Origin of the sequence: Erythrobacter mangrovi, from assembly GCF_013260645.1 — a bacterium.
Classification (GTDB): Bacteria; Pseudomonadota; Alphaproteobacteria; order Sphingomonadales; family Sphingomonadaceae; genus Qipengyuania; species Qipengyuania mangrovi.
The window spans coordinates 2,618,887-2,636,438 of record NZ_CP053921.1; the positions used below are offsets into that span (position 1 = coordinate 2,618,887).

The following is a 17,552-nucleotide window of genomic DNA, read 5'->3' on the forward strand; positions in this document are numbered from 1 at the left end:
GCCCGCATTGTTCGAGACGGCAGCCTCGACCCAGACCTACCTGACCGGCCTTGGGCTGACCTCGGGCGGGGTCGACCTGTTCTACCTCGTGACCAGCGACGGCATTCTTGCGAAGGCAGGGCCGACCGGAGATCCGGTGTTCGTTGTCATCCTCGAGTCCGATGGTGACTGGGAGTTCCAGCTACTCGGACCGCTTGATCATAGCGATCCTGCGACCGAAGATGACATCACGATCGAGTTCGGCTCGCTCGTGGTCGCTACAGACGCTGACGGTGACTCGGTAACTGCGACTGGCTCGCTGGCCGTTACCGTTGATGACGACTCACCGGTTGCCGTGGCGCCGGTGGCAGTCGAGGTGATCAACGGCGCTTCCGACCCCACTTCGCCGATCGCGCTCGATATCGACGGCACGCTGGCCAACAATTATGGCGGCGATGGTGCGGGAACGGTTCGCTTCCTGCCGACGCTCGACGGGATGAACAGCGGTCTGTTCTCCAGCTTCCAGGCGATCACCTATGTGCTTGACGACGATCAGACGCTGCGCGGCGTTGCCGGCGGCGAGACGATCTTCACGGTAACGCTGGATCCGGCGACCGGTACCTACGTGGTGGATATGGATGGGTCGATCGACTCGACCCAGAACATCGAGTTCAATCCGCTGGTGTCGCAGTTCGTCGGCGGCAACGGGAGCTGGACCGGCTTCGTGCCGATCGGCGACAGCGTGACCTCACCGATCGACGATAACAGCCTCGACCTGCTGTTAACGCCTGAAATCAATGGGGCCAATGGCGGCACGATCAACTCTACGGCCAATATCGGTGGCGTCAGCCAGGGTGCGTCGGTCGGCAGCGGTGAAACCTTCCGGGTCGACTTCGTGATCGACCTTAGCGGCGATCCGGCCGACTCGACCCAGAACGACTATGCGGCTCTCGCCAATCGCGACCACATGTTCGACGGGCACTATACGGTGAATGGCGCGCAGGCGCTGTTCAAGTCGACGACCGGCTCGACGGTGCGGTTTACCGCCTTCGACGATCCCGACGGGAACACTGTCGTAGGTGATGGTATGATCGACACGATCACCGGCGTGGCCATCACTTGGCGCGGCACCGAATGGGTCGGTGGCGGCGGCGAAACGCTAATCATCCCGACCTCGACCCGGACCGAGTACACCATCAATGGTCATTCCTTCTGGGTCACGCTTGAACCGTCGGGTTCTGTCCTGATCGAAGGTCTCGAAGGCGATCCCGGCTCGAGCCTCGTCGGCACTCAGGTCGCGATCTTCACCGCGGATGGCTTCAACAGCATCGAGTATACCTGGGTCGATCCGCGACCGGGCGACAACCTCAATCAGGACACCTTCCAGATTGGCGGTTTCGGCGCGACGACGTTGACCACCGATCCAGTGGAGTTCAGTCTCCCTGTCCAGGTGGTCGATGGCGATGGCGACATCTCCGATACCGGGAACATCACCATCACTGCGGTGACCCCGAGCGAGATGATGGCAACCGCCGCCAGCGAGGACCTGTCGCTTGCGAGCTTCTCCGCGACCTTCGACTCGAGCACGTTGCAGGGAACGGAGCTGTTCAACACCAGCCCTTCGCGTCAAACCGATGTGCGTTCCATGGGCCTGATGTCGATGACGGCAGCTGCTTCGGGGCTGAGCTACCAGAGCATGCCCGCGCCGGATCAGACCTGGCAGTTCGCCAATACGGATGCGGCAGGTACGCAATTCCATTCCTGGGCGAATTCCGGGGCGTTCTCGGGAGTGGTCCAAGGTGCCAATCACGTGAACTTCGCCCAGATTGACGGGTCGGATACCCTGGGATCCTTTGGTGGGATCGAAGCTGGTCCGCGAATGGCCATGAACTTCGACTCACCGCTCCAACAAGGGCTGGCCCAGATCGAGGATGTCGACCGTGGCTTCGCCGGCATGGAACAGGCGCATGGATTTGAAGCGCTGTCGGATCTCGGCCTCGCCCAGGCTTTGCCGATGGCCGATGCGATGGCCGGCATGGAGCAACTGCTGCTTCTCGCCAACGGCGGGGTCGGCAATGGCCAGGTCAATCAAGAGGTTGCCGCAGAGGCCCTGGCGCAGCTCGCTCAGGATGTCGGGATAGACAACCTGATCGATCACTTTGCCTCGGCTGCTGGCGAGGCGCCGGCTCTGGGTGCGATGCACTCGGCCGGGGTGGAGCAGCTTTCGGCATTCCTGGACCTGCAGGTTGGCCCCCAGCACGCGGGCGGGCTTGCGGTCGATATCCTTCACGACGCGGCGGCAATGGCGGACGCGGTAAGTCATGCCTGAGAGGCGAAGTAGAGCAACGAGGGGACGATAATGGTACACCAAAGAGTTTTGGCGGGGCTGACGACAATCGCTGTCGGCCTGGCAGCAACGCCGGCCCTGGCTCAGGACGACTGGTCGGGAATGGATCTATCCACCCTGAAGGGGCAAGTGCAGCAGCGCTATGACGAAGCTCTGGCGCTGACCCTCGATGGGGCGACGATCAATGCCAACGATCCCCGCTACATCTGGGCGTCCGAAGCCAAGGTGCAATGCGGGATAGCGCTTGGCTATCTCAAATCGAGCACTCGGGACCCAGTGTCGCTATCAAAGTGCGCCACGGCCTATGAGCGCATGAAGAAGGTTCCGCGACCGCCGGTCGTGGCTCCGCCGCCTCCGCCACCTGCGAGGGTGTGCAACAGGGAGTTGCCCGGCCTGATCTTCTTCGAATTCGATTCGGCAACGCCGGGACAGGATGCGACGCAGATCATCGAATATGTGACCGAGAACGCCGGACCCTGCAATTGGCGCTCGTTCACCGTGGTCGGCCACACCGACCGTTCGGGGTCCAACGCCTATAACCTCGGCTTGTCGCAGCGGCGCGCAGATGCGGTCGCCTCGCTCATGACGGCACGGGGTATCCCGCAAGGGGCCATCGCGACATCGGCGGAGGGCGAGGAAAATCCCCGCGTTCCGACAGCCGATGGAGTGCGGGAACTGCAAAACCGCCGCGTCGAAATCCAGGTCAGCGAATAGGAGAGGGGACTATGCCCAAGCACACCCTGGCCGCGATTGCGGCAATCATGTTGGCCAGCGCCGCCCCGTCGGCGATTGCCCAGGCCACCGAAGGTGAAACGGTCTCGATGCAGGAAGCGATCGAAGTCGCGATGCAATCGAATCCTGAAATCATCCAGGCACAATTCAACAAGGAAGCGATTGAATTCGAGCGCAAGCAGGCCGAGGGCCTGTACGCGCCGCGAGTCAATATAGAGGCTTCCGCCGGCGTTCGCCGGCTCGAAAACAATACAAGACGAGCCCTCAACATCGCAAACCAGGAACTCTATCCATTGGAGGCCGGAATAACCGGCGAATGGACGGCCATCGACTTCGGCCGGCGCCGCGGAGAATTGCTCCGCCAAGCGGCGCGGGTCGACGGAGCTTCGCTCCGCGTGGTCGAACGATCGGAGTTCATTGCCCTTCAGGTCGCCCGGCAGTATCTCGACCTCCTGTTGCAGCAGCGCGTTGTCGCCGCTGCGCAGGATAACGCTACCTTCCACGAATCGCTGGTCGCCGATCTCGGTCGCGGTGTCGACCAAGGGTCGATCAGCATTGCCGATCGCCAACAGGCGGAAGAACGGCTCGAGGCGGCACGGGTACAGCAGGAAGAGGCGCTGCAGGCACTGCAGAACGCCAATATCACGCTGCGTCGGCTCACCGGTCTCGACGTGTCGGGCGTGACGCTTCCGCCCAATCTCGTGGCAGCCATGCCGCCTGATGTGGCTTCGGCGGTTGGAATGGCTCGCCTGCGCAATCCGCTGGTCCGTGAGGCCCAGGCCGATGTCGACGCCGCCAATGCGCTGGTGACGTCCGCAAAGGGCGATCTCTATCCGACGATCGGACTCGAAGTGAGGGGCCGGATCGGCGAGGATATCGACGGATTCCGGGGTGAAACCAACGATGTGCAGGGCCGCGTGGTGCTGCGCTGGAACATGTTCGATGGTGGGATCAAGCACGCCCGGGTCCAGGAAACGGTCCGGCAGGCCAGCCTCTCGCGCTATGCCCTGCACGAACGGCAGCGCGAAGCGGAAGAGGATGTCCGCCTCGCCTGGCAGGCGCTCGAAACGCAGGGTCGCGTCGTGCAGGCGCTCGATCGGCAGAGCCAGGTCAGCGATGACCTGTTGCTGTCCTATCGCAGCCAGTTCAATGTCGGACGGCGTTCGCTGCTCGACGTGCTCGATGCACAGAACACGCGCTTCAATACGCAGGTCCGTCTCGAAACGGCACGCTTCTCACAATTGTTTGCTCAGTATCAGACGCTTGCTGCTACGAACACGTTCCTAGAGGCCCTGAAGCTGGCACCGGGTGCCGGTGCCGGGTCTGCCGAGAGGGAAAGGTTCGATTATGGTCCGCCCGTGCCTGCGGAACTTCAGCGTCGCGTTTACCCCCAATAGGGGGCTGGTGGTGTATGGTGTCGAAGATTGAGGGCATCACCCATGGTGCGGCACTCGATCCGTTGAGTGAGTGCGTTGCCGAACTGGCAACGCGCTTCGGCCCTTCGTTCGACCCTTCGCTACTGAATCACCTGCCGCGCAATGCGGAAGGCAAGCTGCCCTGGCACCAGGCCGGGGCAGCCCTTGAGCTGTCGCGGCTAAACTACGATCCGTTGCAGCCACGCAAGCTGCCCCGCGCAGCTGCCAACTACCCCGCGCTGGTCCATCTGGAAGGGGGCGACGCCGCGATCGTCCTCGAGACCAATGGGCAGGATCTCCTGGTTTGGCGGCCGACGACGCGGACCGAGCAGTGGGTAGCCTTCAACGAACTGCAGCAGCAGTATGCGGGATCGTTGATGCGGATCTTCGGCAACCCCGACGAGCTGCGCGCCAACGAAGCGCCGTGGCACGAGAAGACTCGATCACATTGGTTCTGGAGCGAACTGCGCAAGGAAAGGCGGGCCTTTGCACCCGTCTTCCTTGCGTCCTTCTTGATCAACATGCTGGCGATCGCGCTGCCGATCTTCACCATGAACGTCTATGATCGGGTGATCCCGAACAAGGCGGCTGAAACGCTGTGGATCCTGGGCGTCGGCGTAGTGATCGCCTTTGCCCTTGAATTTGCCTTGCGCCGGGCGCGCACCGCGGTGATCGACGAGATTACCCGGCGGCTTGATCTGCGCCTGTCACAGAAGATCTTCGGGCGCCTGCTGGCGGCCCCTCTGGCCGAGCGTCGCGGCCATACCGGCTCGCTTGCCGCGCGCGTCGCCGAATTTACTACCGTGCGCGACTTCTTTGCCTCGACCACGGTCGTGATGGCAATCGACGTGCTGTTCCTGTTCGTGTTCGTGTTCGTGATCGCCATCATCGCCGGGTGGCTGGCGCTGGTCCCGCTCGTCATCGTCATCGCCATGCTCGCGGCGGGTTATGTCCTGCAACGCCGCGTGGTAGCGGCGTCGCGCGATGCGCAGGCCGATCATGGCCTGCAGCAGACCTTGCTCGTCGAATCGCTCGGCGGGATGGAAACCCTCAAGAGCCTTGCCGGCGAAGGCGCGATGCTGTCGCGCTGGCATCGTCTGGCCGAAATCGGGACCCATTCGCAGCAGCGTCTGCGCGATGTGAGCTCCTACGCCGTGGGTCTGGCGCAGACCTTCCAGCAGGTTTCCACCGTGTCGCTGGTGATTGGCGGCTACTACCTGTTTGCGGCGGGCGATATCAGCATGGGCGCGATCATTGCCATCGTCATGCTGTCGTCGCGTTCGCTCGCGCCGGCCGGGCAGATTGCCTTCCTGCTGACCCGCGGACGCCAGGCGCAAGACACCTTGGACAGTATCGAACGCATGTTCGAGGGTGGGGATGAGCGGCGCAGCGGTAGCAGCCTCTCCACTTCGACGCTGGAACGGCCGACGATCAGGCTGGCCGGCCTGTCCTTTTCCTATGGGGAGGGCTCGCAGGAAGCGCTGGCGGACATCAACCTGACCATAACGCCGGGCGAGCGGATCGCCATTGTCGGGCGTGTCGCATCGGGCAAGTCGACGCTGGGGCGCGTGCTGTGCGGGCTCTATCCGCCCAGTTCGGGGGCGCTGGTCATCAATGGGGTGGACAGCCAGCAGTTCCGACCGGAACAGCTGCGTCGGGCCCTGCGTTTTGTCGGCCAGGATGCCGTGTTGTTCACTGGATCGATCAAGGACAATCTGTCCCTGTCGGACCCTTTGGTGGACGATGCCAAGCTGGTTTCGGCGCTGCGGATGACCGGGGCCGACCAATTCCTGTCGCGGGATTCCGGAGGGTTTGATCGCCTGGTCGGCGAGGATGGACGTCATCTCTCGGGCGGGCAGAGGGCGTTCCTTTCCTTGAGCCGCGCGCTGGTCGATCCCGCAGAGCTGTTGTTCCTCGATGAACCAACCGGCGCCATGGACAGCGAGACCGAGAAGCTCTTCGTCGAGCGCCTGGGTGCGTCCATCGGCCCCGAGCAATCATTGATCATCGCCACGCATCGACCGGCCCTGTTCGCCATCTGCAATCGCCTGATCGTGCTCGATCGCGGCCGTGTGGTCGCCGACGGTCCGGTGAACAAGATCCTGGCGGAAGCCGGTTCGACCCTGGCGCAGGGGCAAAAGCCATGATCGCGGCGCCTGTCAGACGCGGCCTGGCCTGTGCCGGCGTTCTGGTCTCCACGCTGCTGGTAGGCAGCGCGGTCGTTCTGCCGTCTTCCGATTCCGCCCGTGCCATGTCGGTGCTCGAACCCGAGCTTTCGGAGCAGATGGCGAGCATGTCGACCGGGATCGACCAGCCCCTGGCGGTTTCGGGCGATGCGGCGGAAGCGCGCAATGCGCTGATCCCCCTGAGCAAGGTGAGGCTTGAGAGCCCCGGTTACCTGCGGCGGGTAGAGATGTCGGCCACCAGCGAATCCACGGCCGAACGCTGCCTGGCGCAGGCAATCTATTACGAAGCTGCGCTCGAGCCGCTCTCGGGCCAGCGTGCCGTGGCCCAGGTAGTCCTGAATCGCGTGCGTCACCCGGCCTATCCCAACAGCGTCTGCGGCGTCGTCTATGAAGGCGCCAACAGGCCCGTATGCCAGTTCAGCTTTACCTGCGACGGGTCGCTGCTGCGCAGCCCGGTCAAATCGTATTGGGATCGGTCCCAACGTATTGCCCGGGAAATGCTCGATGGGGATTCCGTTCCTGAGGTTGGAACGGCGACGCATTACCACGCCGACTACGTCGTGCCGCGCTGGGCCTATACCTTGGGCAAGATCACCCAGATCGGTCGCCATATCTTCTATCGCTTCCCCGGCGCATATGGATCCGCCGGGACGTTCAATCAGCGCTGGTCCGGTCGGGAGTTCATCCCGACGCTCGATTTCGCCAACCTCCGGTTGAAGCTGGCCGCGCATCAGGATCTCATGGAAGGTCAGGCGGGCGACTTCGTCCCCGGAACAACCGTTGTGGCGGACGTGAAGGATCGCCACGCTGAAAGCGATGTCGGCGGCCGCCTGAATACCACCACGCAGTGGCGCCTCGAAATTCCCGATCCGGTCCAGCTGAGCGCCGGTTATCGGGCGACGCTTGCCGGCCAGACGGTCTCTGCCGCAGCGATTTCGGACAGTCAAAACGATCCCGGGACCACCCAATGACATCGCTAAAAGAGCGGTTCGAAACCCTCGACGGACCGCGCAAGGTAATCGTGATTTCGGCCATAGGCCTGGCGCTGCTGTTCATCTGGGCGGGCTTCGCTCAGGTCGAACAGATCGCCCGCGGGACGGGCAAGGTCATCCCGTCGAGCAAGGCCCAGCTGGTCCAACCGTCCGAACCCTCGATCATCGCGGAAATCCTCGTTCGTGGGGGCCAGAGCGTGAAGAAGGGCGATTTGCTGGTTCGCCTCGATGATGCGCAGTCTGCTTCCGCGCTCGGCCAGCTGGAAGAAGAGAATCGCCGCCTCGCCGTGCGGGCAGAGCGCCTCGAGAACGAAGCCTCGGGTGCCGAGCTTGGGTGTGAAGAGGGCGCGCTGTGCGAAGAGGAACAGCGCCTGCAGCAGGTACGGACTGCAACCGCCCGGGCGCGCGAGAACGCGCTGAGCTCCGCCATCGAGCAGCGGCAGCGTGACCTGCAGGAAGCGCAGGCTACCGTGAGCGCACTCGAGAACAGCGCCCGGCTGGCAAACCAGCAGGTGCAGATGCTCGAGCCGTTGGCTCGCCAGAACATCGTCCCGCAAACCGAATTGCTCCAGGCGCAGCGCGACCTGGTCGATACCCAGGGCAGGCTGGCGGCAGCGCGCCAGGCCGTCGGCCGCTCTGCGGCAGCCATTCGCGAGGCGCAGGCGGATCTGAGCCAGGCCCGCCTCGATTTCCGCCAGCAGGCCCTGGCCGAACGCAGCGAGGTCACGACAAAGCTGGCGGTGAACGAAGAGAGCATTCGCGGCGCAGCCGCCCGGCAACAGCGCAATGAACTGCGCGCGCCGGCCGACGGGGTCGTCAACGACGTCCAGATTACGACGGTGGGTGGGTTCGTGAACGCCGGTGAGAAGATCATGCAGGTCGTTCCGGTGGGCGACAAGCTGCTGGTGGAAGCCCGCATCGAACCCAGCGATCGGGCCTTCATCAAGATCGGCGATCTCGCCAACGTGAAAGTCACGGCCTACGACTTCTCGATCTACGGTGGTTTGCGCGGGCGGGTGCAGCAGGTTTCGGCCGACAGCATCTATGACGAAGCCGAGCGCAAGGCCTTCTACACCGTCGTCGTGGAAACCGATCGGTCCTACATCACCAAGAACGGGCAGCGCCTGCCGATCGTTCCGGGCATGATCTGCGATGTGGAGATCATCACGGGTCGGCACAGCATCCTGGCCTACCTCTTCAAGCCGATCAACAAGGCCTTCGACCGCGCCCTCACCGAACGCTGACCGGATCAGGCCTCAATAGCCGTGGAGGAAGCTCCGCCGGCCATTGAAGCTCAGTACCGGCTGGTAATCATAGGCCTGCGTGGCATCGAGCACGGTATCGGTCGCATTGTCGAGCATGCGAAAACCGTCAGCGGTGCGAACAATCAGGACAGCGTGATCGGCCCGCCGCACGAGATCGCGGGTGATCGTGAGATACATGTCCTCGGGGTCAACCCCGGCTGCAAGCAGCATGTGCATCTTGAGCAGTGCGATATCCTCGCAATCGCCCTTGCCCAGCTTGAGCGTGCGCCGCGGACCGGCCCAATAGTCTGCCTTCTTGAATAGGGCCAGGTCATCGGCATAGGCGATGGTGTGATTGACCCAGCGATTGACGGCTTCGAGCCGGCTTTCCAGCGCGTCATTGCCAGCCAAGATCGCCCTGGCCTCACCACCGAAACGCGGTTTCTCCTGGCTGACGCGATCCCACGATGCGTCGAAATTGGTCTTGCCGATGGCGACCTTTCGGCTCGCCAGAAACTCGCCGGGCGCAGAGACCCGTGTGGCGACAAGCGCCGCCGAGGGGCCAATGCCCGCAGTCGGCGCGCAACCGATCGATGGTGCGACGGCGGCCAGGGCTGGGGCTAGCGGCCTGACATCGGTCACTGCCAGCGCCGGAGGTGCGGAATTGGGAATTAATGGCCCAAAGGTGTCCGCACCGGCCTGCTGCGCGCGCATCGTCTCGAGCGCGCTAGCTGCGCCGCCCAGGACGGCGGACGCCTTGGTTGCACCCGTGGCTTGCGAAGCCAGGCCAGCATTGGGATCGAACGGACGCGCGGGGCAGGATTCGGTGACTAGTGTCGAGGCGAAGCTCGGCAGGAGCAGCGTGATGAGGCCGGCGGACTGCGCCGGAACCACCGGAGGGGCAATGCTGCCCGCTGACGCGGGCATCGCGAAGCATGCCAGCGGAAGGGCCGAACTGGCAACGACCCGCCGCAATCCCTTGTGGTTGAGTATCGCACGCTTCATGAGGCCCTGGATACGCAAGCAACCTCAAGGCACGGTTTCTGCTGTTGGTTAACGCGCTGTTTGGACTTTCACTGGGCCGCGGCCCCCAGGAATGCCCTCTCTGGTCAGGCCGAAGGCGAGGTTGACGCTCGGATCTGGACGAGATTTCTCCATGTTGTCTGAGGCCTGCCGCGCGCCGACATGAATCCTCGGCCTGGGGCTCGATCTGCATCGGGCAGGAGTTTGCGACCGGCGCTTCGGGCGCGGACATCCGGCCGGCAAGATCGGTTTCGGACCTATTCCTGCGCGGTCGAGCCCTTGGTCGGATGTATTCCGTCCTTCCCGGCGCGCATGCGACCGAGGTGCAAGGGAGGACATATGCTGGCGAAAAAGGAGCGGGTCGATGCGGTGGCAAGCCTCAAGGCCTTTGCCGACCGCCATTCAGGACTGCAGATCGAATCGACCGGTGCAACGGTCGTCACCTATTCAGGGGTTCTCTTCAACGTGAAGGGCAGCACGCCCGATCCGAAGATCGGCGGCCTGACCTGGAAGGCGCTGCTCGAACGCTACAGCGTCGATGGCTGGTGCTATGCCGACACGCCGCCGGCACCGGGTGGTTCAAGCCATCCCGACTTCAGCGTGGGGGGACACGTGACGCCTAACGAAGACGGCAGCGTACCGACCGGCGGGACCTGCTACCTGATGCCGCTGTGCTACTGGCACAATGGCAAGGCCAACGACGGCCAGCCCTTCGAGCACAGCGAGACGAGGATGCTGCAACTGACCGGCTATATGACCGGCGATCTTGCCGCTACCTTCATTGCGCGGATGGCTGGGGCAGCCCCGTTGGCCCTGGTGTATCTTGATGAGACGGGCCTGGCCTTTCGCAGCCTTGCCGACGAGCCCGAGGCTGTCGATGCTGCACTGGAAACCGCTGCCGCTGGCGGCGGGAAGCCAGCCCATGTCCTGCTGCGACGGCGCGGCGCGGGCGAAACGGCCACCTACACTATCGATCGAGCGCAATTCGCCGACTAGCGGGCGCTGGACGAAAAAGGGCGGCGCCTTGCGGCACCGCCCTTGCTTGATCAGCGAAAGCTGTTCGAAGCGTAAGCCGTGGGCTTACTTGAGCTCGACGGTGCCGCCGGCTGCTTCGATCTTGCCCTTGATCTCTTCGGCTTCGGCCTTGTTCACGCCTTCCTTCAGCGCCTTCGGGGCGCCTTCGACGAGAGCCTTGGCTTCGGTCAGGCCCAGGCCGGTGATGGCACGGACTTCCTTGATGACCTGGATCTTCTTGCCACCGTCGCCGGTGAGAATGACGTCGAATTCGTCCTTCTCTTCGACTGCGGCACCAGCATCGCCACCGCCAGCAGGCGCGGCAACGGCAACAGCAGCGGCGGCGCTAACGCCCCACTCTTCTTCGAGCGCCTTGGCAAGCTCAGCGGCTTCCATGACGGTCAGCTTCGACAGTTCTTCAACAAGCTTGGCGATATCGGCCATGATGTTTCACTCCAAAATTAGGCTGGGGAGCCACACGGGTCAGCCCCAATGAATAAATCGCTGTGTGCGATGAACCTGGCTTACGCCGCTTCCTTGGCGCCATAGGCACCGAAGACGCGGGCGAGCTTGCTCGCGGGGGCGTTGACGAGCTGGACAACCTTGGTTGCCGGCGCGTTGACGAGGCCCACGATCTTGCCACGCAGTTCGTCGAGGCTCGGCATCGAGGCAAGTGCCTTGACCCCAGCTTCGTCGAGCTTCGTTGCGCCCATCGAACCGCCGACGATTTCAATCTTGTCGGTGGTCTTGGCGAACTCCACCACGGCCTTGGCCGCAGCCACCGGATCCTCGGAATAGCCGAGAGCGGTGGGACCAGTCAGGTACTCATCGAGACCTGCGTAGTCGGTGTCCTTCAGGGCGAGCTTGGCGAGACGGTTCTTCGCAACCTTGTAGGACGCACCGGCATCGCGCATCTTCGCACGCAGCTCGGTCGACTGAGCGACCGAGAGCCCCAGATTGCGGGTGATGACCACCACGCCGGACTGGGCGAAGATCTCGCTGAGCTGGGCGACCGAATCGGCTTTCTGCGAACGATCCATGCCATACTCCTTCACATGTGATCGCACCGGGATGGCTCCCGAGGCGACCGGCTACGTTTGTCCGTGCCGAAAATCGACACGGGCGAGTCCGTCGATCAGGGAAGGAGTTACGCCACCCAATCGCTTGGAGTGTGACGCGAAACGACGGTGCCTTGCGACCCCGCGTGAAATCTCTGTCCCCGTCTAGGCTGGAAATTAAGAAGGCTAGATCGCCTTCACCAACTGTCTCGGACGGATGATCGGCTTGCGCTTGTGCGCTTGCCGGTCGGGCGCGCCTCTAGAGCAACTGACGGCCAAGTCAAGTCGTCGGGTTCTGCGGCACCCCCAATGCAAAGAGGCCTGCCCCTTGCGGGACAGGCCTCTCGCATATCTTACCGAACCGCGCCTTAGGCGCGATCTGGCAGAAGATTACTCAGCAGCTTCTTCAGCCGGAGCTTCTTCAGCCATTGCGTCGGTGCCTTCGGCAGCCATCGCATCGCCTTCTTCAGCCATTGCGTCGGCGCCTTCTTCGGCCATGGTTTCGGTCGCGGCGGTTTCTTCAGCCATCGCGTCGGTGGCTTCTTCAGCCTTCTCACCGCAAGCGGCGAGGGTCAGAGCGAAGGGGAGAGCGGCGACGAGAGCGATCTTCTTCATGGGTATAAATCCTTGTTCGCCTGGATTGGCGAGGCCGCAAAATAGCCATATTTTCGCCCGGGTGAAGACACAATTTGCAAAATTCGCATTTTTCTCGCCTTATTGCGACTTAGGCAGCCAGGGCTACCGGCTCCGCAGTCGGACTCGGTAGCAGGCTGACGCCCTTGCGCTGCGCGGCGTGACGGGCGGCAATGGCAGTGCTTCCGGCCATGGTCAGGGCAAGCAAGCCCACCAGTGCCGAATCGAGGATCATCGCCAGCCAGTCGAGCGGAGCGGGCAGCCACCAGATGGCGGCATAACCGAAGCCATAGTGCAGCGCCATCAAGGGAACGATGCCCGCGACGGTGAGCGCGATCGTGTACCAGAACGAACCGTGCATGATGCCTATCGAACGGATCGGTCCGACACGGACGTTGCCGAGCGCCCAAGCGACCCCCCAGGCTGTCAGGTAAATCCCAATGACCTGAAATGGGATGCCCACGATGGCGGATACGATCTGTGCCGCCTCACCCTCCAGTCCGGTAAGCTCGGCCAGCGAGGGGCCGAACATCGACCAGGCGGTTAGCGTTACGTTCAAAGCGAAGATGGTGAACCACAGGCCGACTGCCGGCCATTCGAATCGCGTCGCCTTCGCGATGTCGCGATCGAACATGATGTAGCGGGCGAACCAATAGCCTGGCAGAAGTATCGCTACGGTTTTGAGGAAGCCAATTTGCAAGCGCAGGGGGTCTTGGCCCGCGACGCTGGCGCTCGCCCGGTCGATGTACATGCCCGCGTCCAGTTCGACCACGTGCTGCACAAACTCGACCAGCATCGGGATTGCGAAGAATAGGGGGCAGGCCAGCATGAAGGCCCAGGATGAGCGATAGATATCGGCAATGTCGGATTTAAGCACTGTCATTCTCCTTCGTAGCCGAGCAGGTCACCCGGCTGGCATTCGAGTTCACGGCAGATTGCGGCGAGGGTGGAAAAGCGGATCGCCTTCGCCTTGCCCGTCTTGAGGATCGAGACGTTGGCGAGGGTCAGGCCGATGCGGTCGGCGAGTTCGGTCATGGTCATGCCCCTGCGTCGGAGCAGTTCGTCGAGGTGAACGACGATCGATGCGTCATCTTCGGCAGGCATCAGACCGTCCCTTCAAGATCGTCGCGCATCTGTGCGCCTTCACGCAGCAGCCGGGCCAGGACGAAGAGCAGAGGGACCGCAAACCAGCCCGTCAGCGAAAGCGACCAGCCAAAGTAGAGACCACTCACCGTGCTTGCCCAGACCGACAGCTGACCGAAGATGAGATCCACGACATTGATCGCAAGCAAAGCCCAGGCGATGACCGAAAGACGGTCGGCATTGGCTTCGCTGAAGCCGGCCCCCGTCTGGGTATCCCGAATCATCGCAATGACCCGGGTCAGGATCAGATGGGTTGCAATGCAGACGGGTAGCGACATGACGCAGGCCCACTTGAACCAGATAATCGCGACTTCGCTCGCCTCTTCGGACGCGATTACCTGCGCCACGATGTCGCGAGGCGTCTCCGGACGGAAGATCATCACCGCCAGCAGAAGGGCAAGAATCGCGGCCGCAGTCCAGTTCAACCAATTGGTGATGCGCAGGGCTCTCACAAGAAGGGGAAGCATCTCGAATCTCCGTTTATTGATTATCGATATGTCACGTGTGAATCTTATCGTCAATCAATAATATTGAAAATCGATAAGAAAGCGTCCGACACATGGACGGGGATCGGACACAGGGTGGGAGCGGTCCCTCTAAAATCGCGGCGCTTGAACAGCTGCAGCACGCTTCTGAGGTCGGTGCGCATAACGCCGAGCGACTGGTTTGGTACGCCAGTGGAAAGTGGCTATAGCTTGCGGGGGAACACGGGGGGCAGGGGCAACATGACACGACAACTCTTCGTTCGGCTGGCGGTATTCTATGCCATCGTCACCGGAGCAGTTTACGCTGCGGTCGCAGCCTATCCGCCATTGGCGGACTTCCTGCCGATCGGCGGTGCGCAGACCCTCCTGACCGCTCCCCCGACCAATCCTCTCGATGGGGTCAGCATCGAGGCCCGCCGCGTGGGCAATCTCGGCAGTTCGGTGGTGTGGCTGTTCATCGCGGTCGCTGGAGCCCTGATGACGACGCTACCGGTCACCTGGACCTACATGGCCAGCCGCAGCCGCACGGAATACGATCAGGCGCTGGTCGAAACGATGATTGTCCTGCCCATCGCGGTCACGTCGATCGTGGTGATGGTGCACGATTCACTGGCCTTGGCGTTCTCGCTGGCCGGGATCGTTGGCGGAGTGCGTTTCCGCAACACGCTCAAGAGCTCGGGCGACGCCATCTACATCCTGCTGGCGATCGGTATAGGGCTGGCGGCCGGGATTGGCGCACTCGAGATCGCATTGGTGATGACGGTGATGTTCAACTTCACCTTCGCCTTCCTCTGGCTTGCCGACTACGGGGCCCTTCAGGGCACCCACCGCTATCTGCGGTCCGCTGAATCTGGCGATACGGAAGACGAAATGAGCCGGAGCGATCAGTCAGGCGAGGGAGCCTAGAGGCAGGCCCCGACGAGCTTCTTCGCTACCTTGTCGCTGTCAGCGATGTCGCCGAAGAAGCCATCGAGGTATCGCCGCATGGTTTGGACGCTACGCTCGTCCAGTCCGGGGATGCGGGTGAGTTCGGCTTCGATGGCGGGGCGCGCATCGCGAAACCGTGCGATTTCCGCCGGCAGCGTACCGTTGAAAGCACAATAGCCGCGATAGACGCGATACTTGACGTTGGGGATGCGCAGTAATTCGCTCGGCACGGCATAGGGCGCGTCGACCAGTCCAGCGCTGTCGAAGTCATAGGGAACCGGCGTAAGGTCGGCGACCGCCTCCTTCGTCTCCGCGAACAGGCGCGAATTGTGGCAGCAGTCCGAAGGATCCGGCCCTGCATCCATGGCCCAATCGGTATTGCCGATCATGTACTGGAACAGGGCGTAGCGAGCCCCGTCCTCACGGTTCAGGGCGGATACGCGCACATTGCCGGTATCGACCTCCTTCATCCCGACCCGCTTCGCCGCGTCGTCCCCATCCTCGATGAAGAAGCCCATCCGGGTGGCAATGTCCTTGCCGCCGTCGCGGTAAGTGACCCGCGCGAGCCTGACCCGAAAGCTCTCCGGGGTAATCGCATTGTATAGCCGATAGGTGGCATATTCACGCAGGACGATCTGTTCGAAGCGGGAGTTGTCGTTGCAATGGGTGACCAGCTTGATCCGCTTTTGATTGTGAAACAGCGAGTCCTTGCCGGGTTTTTCGGGAAACCCGATCCGCAGCGGAGGGAAACTGCACCTGTCCTTTCGGCGCCGGGAGACGCCCCTCGCGGCAATCTCGATCGCGTGGCTTTCCCCTGCAGATGTCAGTGTGGCAGCGTGGATCTCGGTCGATTTTTCCGCGCGACGCACGACTTCTCGAACCGGACCGTCGATTATGACTTCGAGTACGGCATCGTCGCTGAACAGGGGCGTTGCCTTCTCCGCCGCCTCCTGAGCGCTGGCCGGCAATGCAAGAAGCGCGATCGACGCCGCAATGATCGAGGCTGCTCTCATGGTCGCTCTCCTGACTTGGGTGTGCCGGGAAGGGCGCGACGCGACCACTGGCCGTCCAATCCCCGCTCGTGAGCCCAGGTCTCATCCCCGACAATCTCGAGAAAGCTGGCCGGACCGCCGTAGGCTTTGGAAATGCCGGTATCGATGCGGATGAGCTGTCCGTCCCGTTCGGCGGCGATCCCGGCCAGCGAAGGCGTGTGCCCGACAACCAGGCGTGAAACGCCCATCCCGGCCAGGGCCGCGGCCAGTTCGTCCGGCGGAGCAGGGCGCAGGCCCTGATCGGGCGCGCCGACCACGTTGCCCCGGTACCAAATCGGCCCCAATTGGTCGTCGAGGACAGAGCGATCGACCTCCGCGCCCTTGGCCAGCGCGGCGGCATAGCGGGCGTTGATCGCAGCGATGGTCTCTGCGCTCGCTTCGCTGCTCATCCCGCCATGCGCGAAAAGAATGTCACCGGCCTTGAACAGGGCAGGCCGGTCAGCCGTCCAGGCACCAAGCTCGCCGCCGGGCGACCAGGCCCTGCGATGTTCGATCAGGCCAAGCGGAGTCTGTGCCATCCACGCAGCACGAACCGAATCGGGAGTGGCCTCGGGATCGCTGGCGCGCGCCTGCTCGACCAGCGATCGCGCCATCGCCTGCCACACTATCTTCCTCGTTCGCTCCGACTTGCGCGTAACGAAGGCTGCGTATTCGCCGGGATCGACATAGCGAAGATCGCCGATGACATTCATTGCCTCGTGGTTGCCCAGCAGCACGACCACCTTCCCGCCTGCCTTGGCGGCTTCCTTTTCCAGCGCCTGCAGGTGACGGATGATCTTCAGCGATTCCGGCCCCCGATCGACAATGTCGCCAAGCTGGACAAGCATCGACCGCCCCCCGGTCCAATGCTTGCCGTCGGTGCTGACGCCCGAAGCTTGGGCGATTTCGAGCCAGGCATCGTAGTCGCCATGCAGATCGCCCACTGCTACGATGCGTTGGGCCCCGCTGTCCGCCGCCGCCGACGCGCTCACAAGGAGCATTGCGGCCAGTATTCGGCACAAGACGGCCAGAAATCCCCGCATCGCCCTCCCCCCGTGGTTGCCGAAGCTGGATAGCATAGTATCGCGTCCTTGCCGCATGGTCGACTTCGTCGTTTGACAGAGGGCGGGAGACTTCCTAAATGGCCCCCGACCGCACGCTTCGAGCGAGTCCGATTCATGCGCGGGGATCGGACACAGGATGGAAGCGGCGTTTCCATAATCGCGACGCTTGAATAGCTGCAGCAGGCCACCGGAACCGGTGCGTACGACGCTGCGGCCTTTTCGCGTCCCGGTCATGGCTCTCACGCGCATGAGACACGAATTACTGGCGCTGTCCGCGCC

The 17,552-nt window shown here is 62.9% G+C and carries 17 protein-coding genes; 8 read left to right on the top strand and 9 right to left on the bottom strand.

Going from position 1 to position 17,552, the window contains the following annotated elements; all coding sequences use genetic code 11:
* The first annotated feature begins 7 nt into the window (after positions 1 to 7).
* From HQR01_RS13110 to HQR01_RS13135, 6 genes are read left to right on the top strand one after another with little or no spacing between them, the layout of a single operon-like run.
* Positions 8 to 2,308: a T1SS-143 repeat domain-containing protein gene (locus HQR01_RS13110; RefSeq protein ID WP_173215292.1), complete on the top strand. Its 2,301-nt coding sequence runs from the start codon at positions 8 to 10 to the stop codon at positions 2,306 to 2,308.
* Between the two features lie 30 nt (positions 2,309 to 2,338).
* A complete protein-coding gene (locus tag HQR01_RS13115; protein WP_173215294.1) occupies positions 2,339 to 3,040 on the top strand; it encodes an OmpA family protein in 702 nt (233 codons plus the stop codon).
* A gap of 11 nt (positions 3,041 to 3,051) precedes the next feature.
* The gene (locus tag HQR01_RS13120) at positions 3,052 to 4,455 is read left to right on the top strand and encodes a TolC family protein (RefSeq protein ID WP_234030170.1); all 1,404 of its coding nucleotides are present in this window, start codon (positions 3,052 to 3,054) and stop codon (positions 4,453 to 4,455) included.
* A gap of 14 nt (positions 4,456 to 4,469) precedes the next feature.
* Positions 4,470 to 6,620: an ATP-binding cassette domain-containing protein gene (locus HQR01_RS13125; RefSeq protein WP_173215296.1), complete on the top strand. Its 2,151-nt coding sequence runs from the start codon at positions 4,470 to 4,472 to the stop codon at positions 6,618 to 6,620.
* Complete coding sequence (locus HQR01_RS13130; RefSeq protein WP_173215298.1) at positions 6,617 to 7,630, top strand: cell wall hydrolase; 1,014 nt, start codon at positions 6,617 to 6,619, stop codon at positions 7,628 to 7,630. Before HQR01_RS13125 ends, HQR01_RS13130 begins: the two co-directional genes overlap by 4 nt.
* The gene (locus tag HQR01_RS13135; RefSeq protein WP_173215300.1) at positions 7,627 to 8,895 is read left to right on the top strand and encodes an HlyD family type I secretion periplasmic adaptor subunit; all 1,269 of its coding nucleotides are present in this window, start codon (positions 7,627 to 7,629) and stop codon (positions 8,893 to 8,895) included. Before HQR01_RS13130 ends, HQR01_RS13135 begins: the two co-directional genes overlap by 4 nt.
* A gap of 12 nt (positions 8,896 to 8,907) precedes the next feature.
* Here the strand turns inward: HQR01_RS13135 and HQR01_RS13140 are convergent, their stop codons facing one another.
* A complete protein-coding gene (locus HQR01_RS13140) occupies positions 8,908 to 9,900 on the bottom strand; it encodes a transglutaminase-like cysteine peptidase (RefSeq protein ID WP_173215302.1) in 993 nt (330 codons plus the stop codon).
* Positions 9,901 to 10,257: 357 nt separating this feature from the next.
* Here HQR01_RS13140 and HQR01_RS13145 point away from each other — a divergent pair, with 357 nt between their 5' ends.
* Positions 10,258 to 10,914 carry a hypothetical protein gene (locus HQR01_RS13145; protein ID WP_173215304.1) on the top strand — a complete coding sequence of 219 codons (657 nt, stop codon included), beginning with the start codon at positions 10,258 to 10,260 and terminating at the stop codon, positions 10,912 to 10,914.
* 84 nt (positions 10,915 to 10,998) lie between these two features.
* Here HQR01_RS13145 and rplL read toward each other — a convergent pair whose 3' ends face one another.
* From rplL to HQR01_RS13175, 6 genes are all read right to left on the bottom strand, one after another.
* Positions 10,999 to 11,376: a 50S ribosomal protein L7/L12 gene (gene rplL, locus HQR01_RS13150; protein WP_173215306.1), complete on the bottom strand. Its 378-nt coding sequence runs from the start codon at positions 11,374 to 11,376 to the stop codon at positions 10,999 to 11,001.
* 80 nt (positions 11,377 to 11,456) lie between these two features.
* The gene (rplJ, locus tag HQR01_RS13155) at positions 11,457 to 11,972 is read right to left on the bottom strand and encodes a 50S ribosomal protein L10 (protein ID WP_173215308.1); all 516 of its coding nucleotides are present in this window, start codon (positions 11,970 to 11,972) and stop codon (positions 11,457 to 11,459) included.
* Positions 11,973 to 12,380: 408 nt separating this feature from the next.
* On the bottom strand, positions 12,381 to 12,605 hold the full coding sequence (locus tag HQR01_RS13160) for a hypothetical protein (protein ID WP_173215310.1): 225 nt from the start codon (positions 12,603 to 12,605) through the stop codon (positions 12,381 to 12,383).
* Positions 12,606 to 12,714: 109 nt separating this feature from the next.
* On the bottom strand, positions 12,715 to 13,506 hold the full coding sequence (locus HQR01_RS13165; RefSeq protein ID WP_173215312.1) for a hypothetical protein: 792 nt from the start codon (positions 13,504 to 13,506) through the stop codon (positions 12,715 to 12,717).
* Positions 13,503 to 13,727 carry a helix-turn-helix domain-containing protein gene (locus HQR01_RS13170; RefSeq protein WP_173215314.1) on the bottom strand — a complete coding sequence of 75 codons (225 nt, stop codon included), beginning with the start codon at positions 13,725 to 13,727 and terminating at the stop codon, positions 13,503 to 13,505. The genes HQR01_RS13165 and HQR01_RS13170 overlap by 4 nt, the downstream gene beginning before the upstream one ends.
* On the bottom strand, positions 13,727 to 14,233 hold the full coding sequence (locus tag HQR01_RS13175; protein WP_173215315.1) for a DUF2975 domain-containing protein: 507 nt from the start codon (positions 14,231 to 14,233) through the stop codon (positions 13,727 to 13,729). Before HQR01_RS13175 ends, HQR01_RS13170 begins: the two co-directional genes overlap by 1 nt.
* Before the next feature lie 258 nt (positions 14,234 to 14,491).
* On the opposite strand from HQR01_RS13175, the gene HQR01_RS13180 reads away from it, so the two are divergent.
* A complete protein-coding gene (locus HQR01_RS13180; RefSeq protein WP_173215317.1) occupies positions 14,492 to 15,157 on the top strand; it encodes a DUF4956 domain-containing protein in 666 nt (221 codons plus the stop codon).
* Here HQR01_RS13180 and HQR01_RS13185 read toward each other — a convergent pair.
* Both HQR01_RS13185 and HQR01_RS13190 read right to left on the bottom strand, forming a co-directional pair.
* A complete protein-coding gene (locus HQR01_RS13185) occupies positions 15,154 to 16,191 on the bottom strand; it encodes a hypothetical protein (protein WP_173215319.1) in 1,038 nt (345 codons plus the stop codon). The genes HQR01_RS13180 and HQR01_RS13185 overlap by 4 nt on opposite strands.
* Positions 16,188 to 17,210: a metallophosphoesterase gene (locus HQR01_RS13190; protein ID WP_173215321.1), complete on the bottom strand. Its 1,023-nt coding sequence runs from the start codon at positions 17,208 to 17,210 to the stop codon at positions 16,188 to 16,190. Before HQR01_RS13190 ends, HQR01_RS13185 begins: the two co-directional genes overlap by 4 nt.
* Positions 17,211 to 17,552 lie beyond the last annotated feature (342 nt).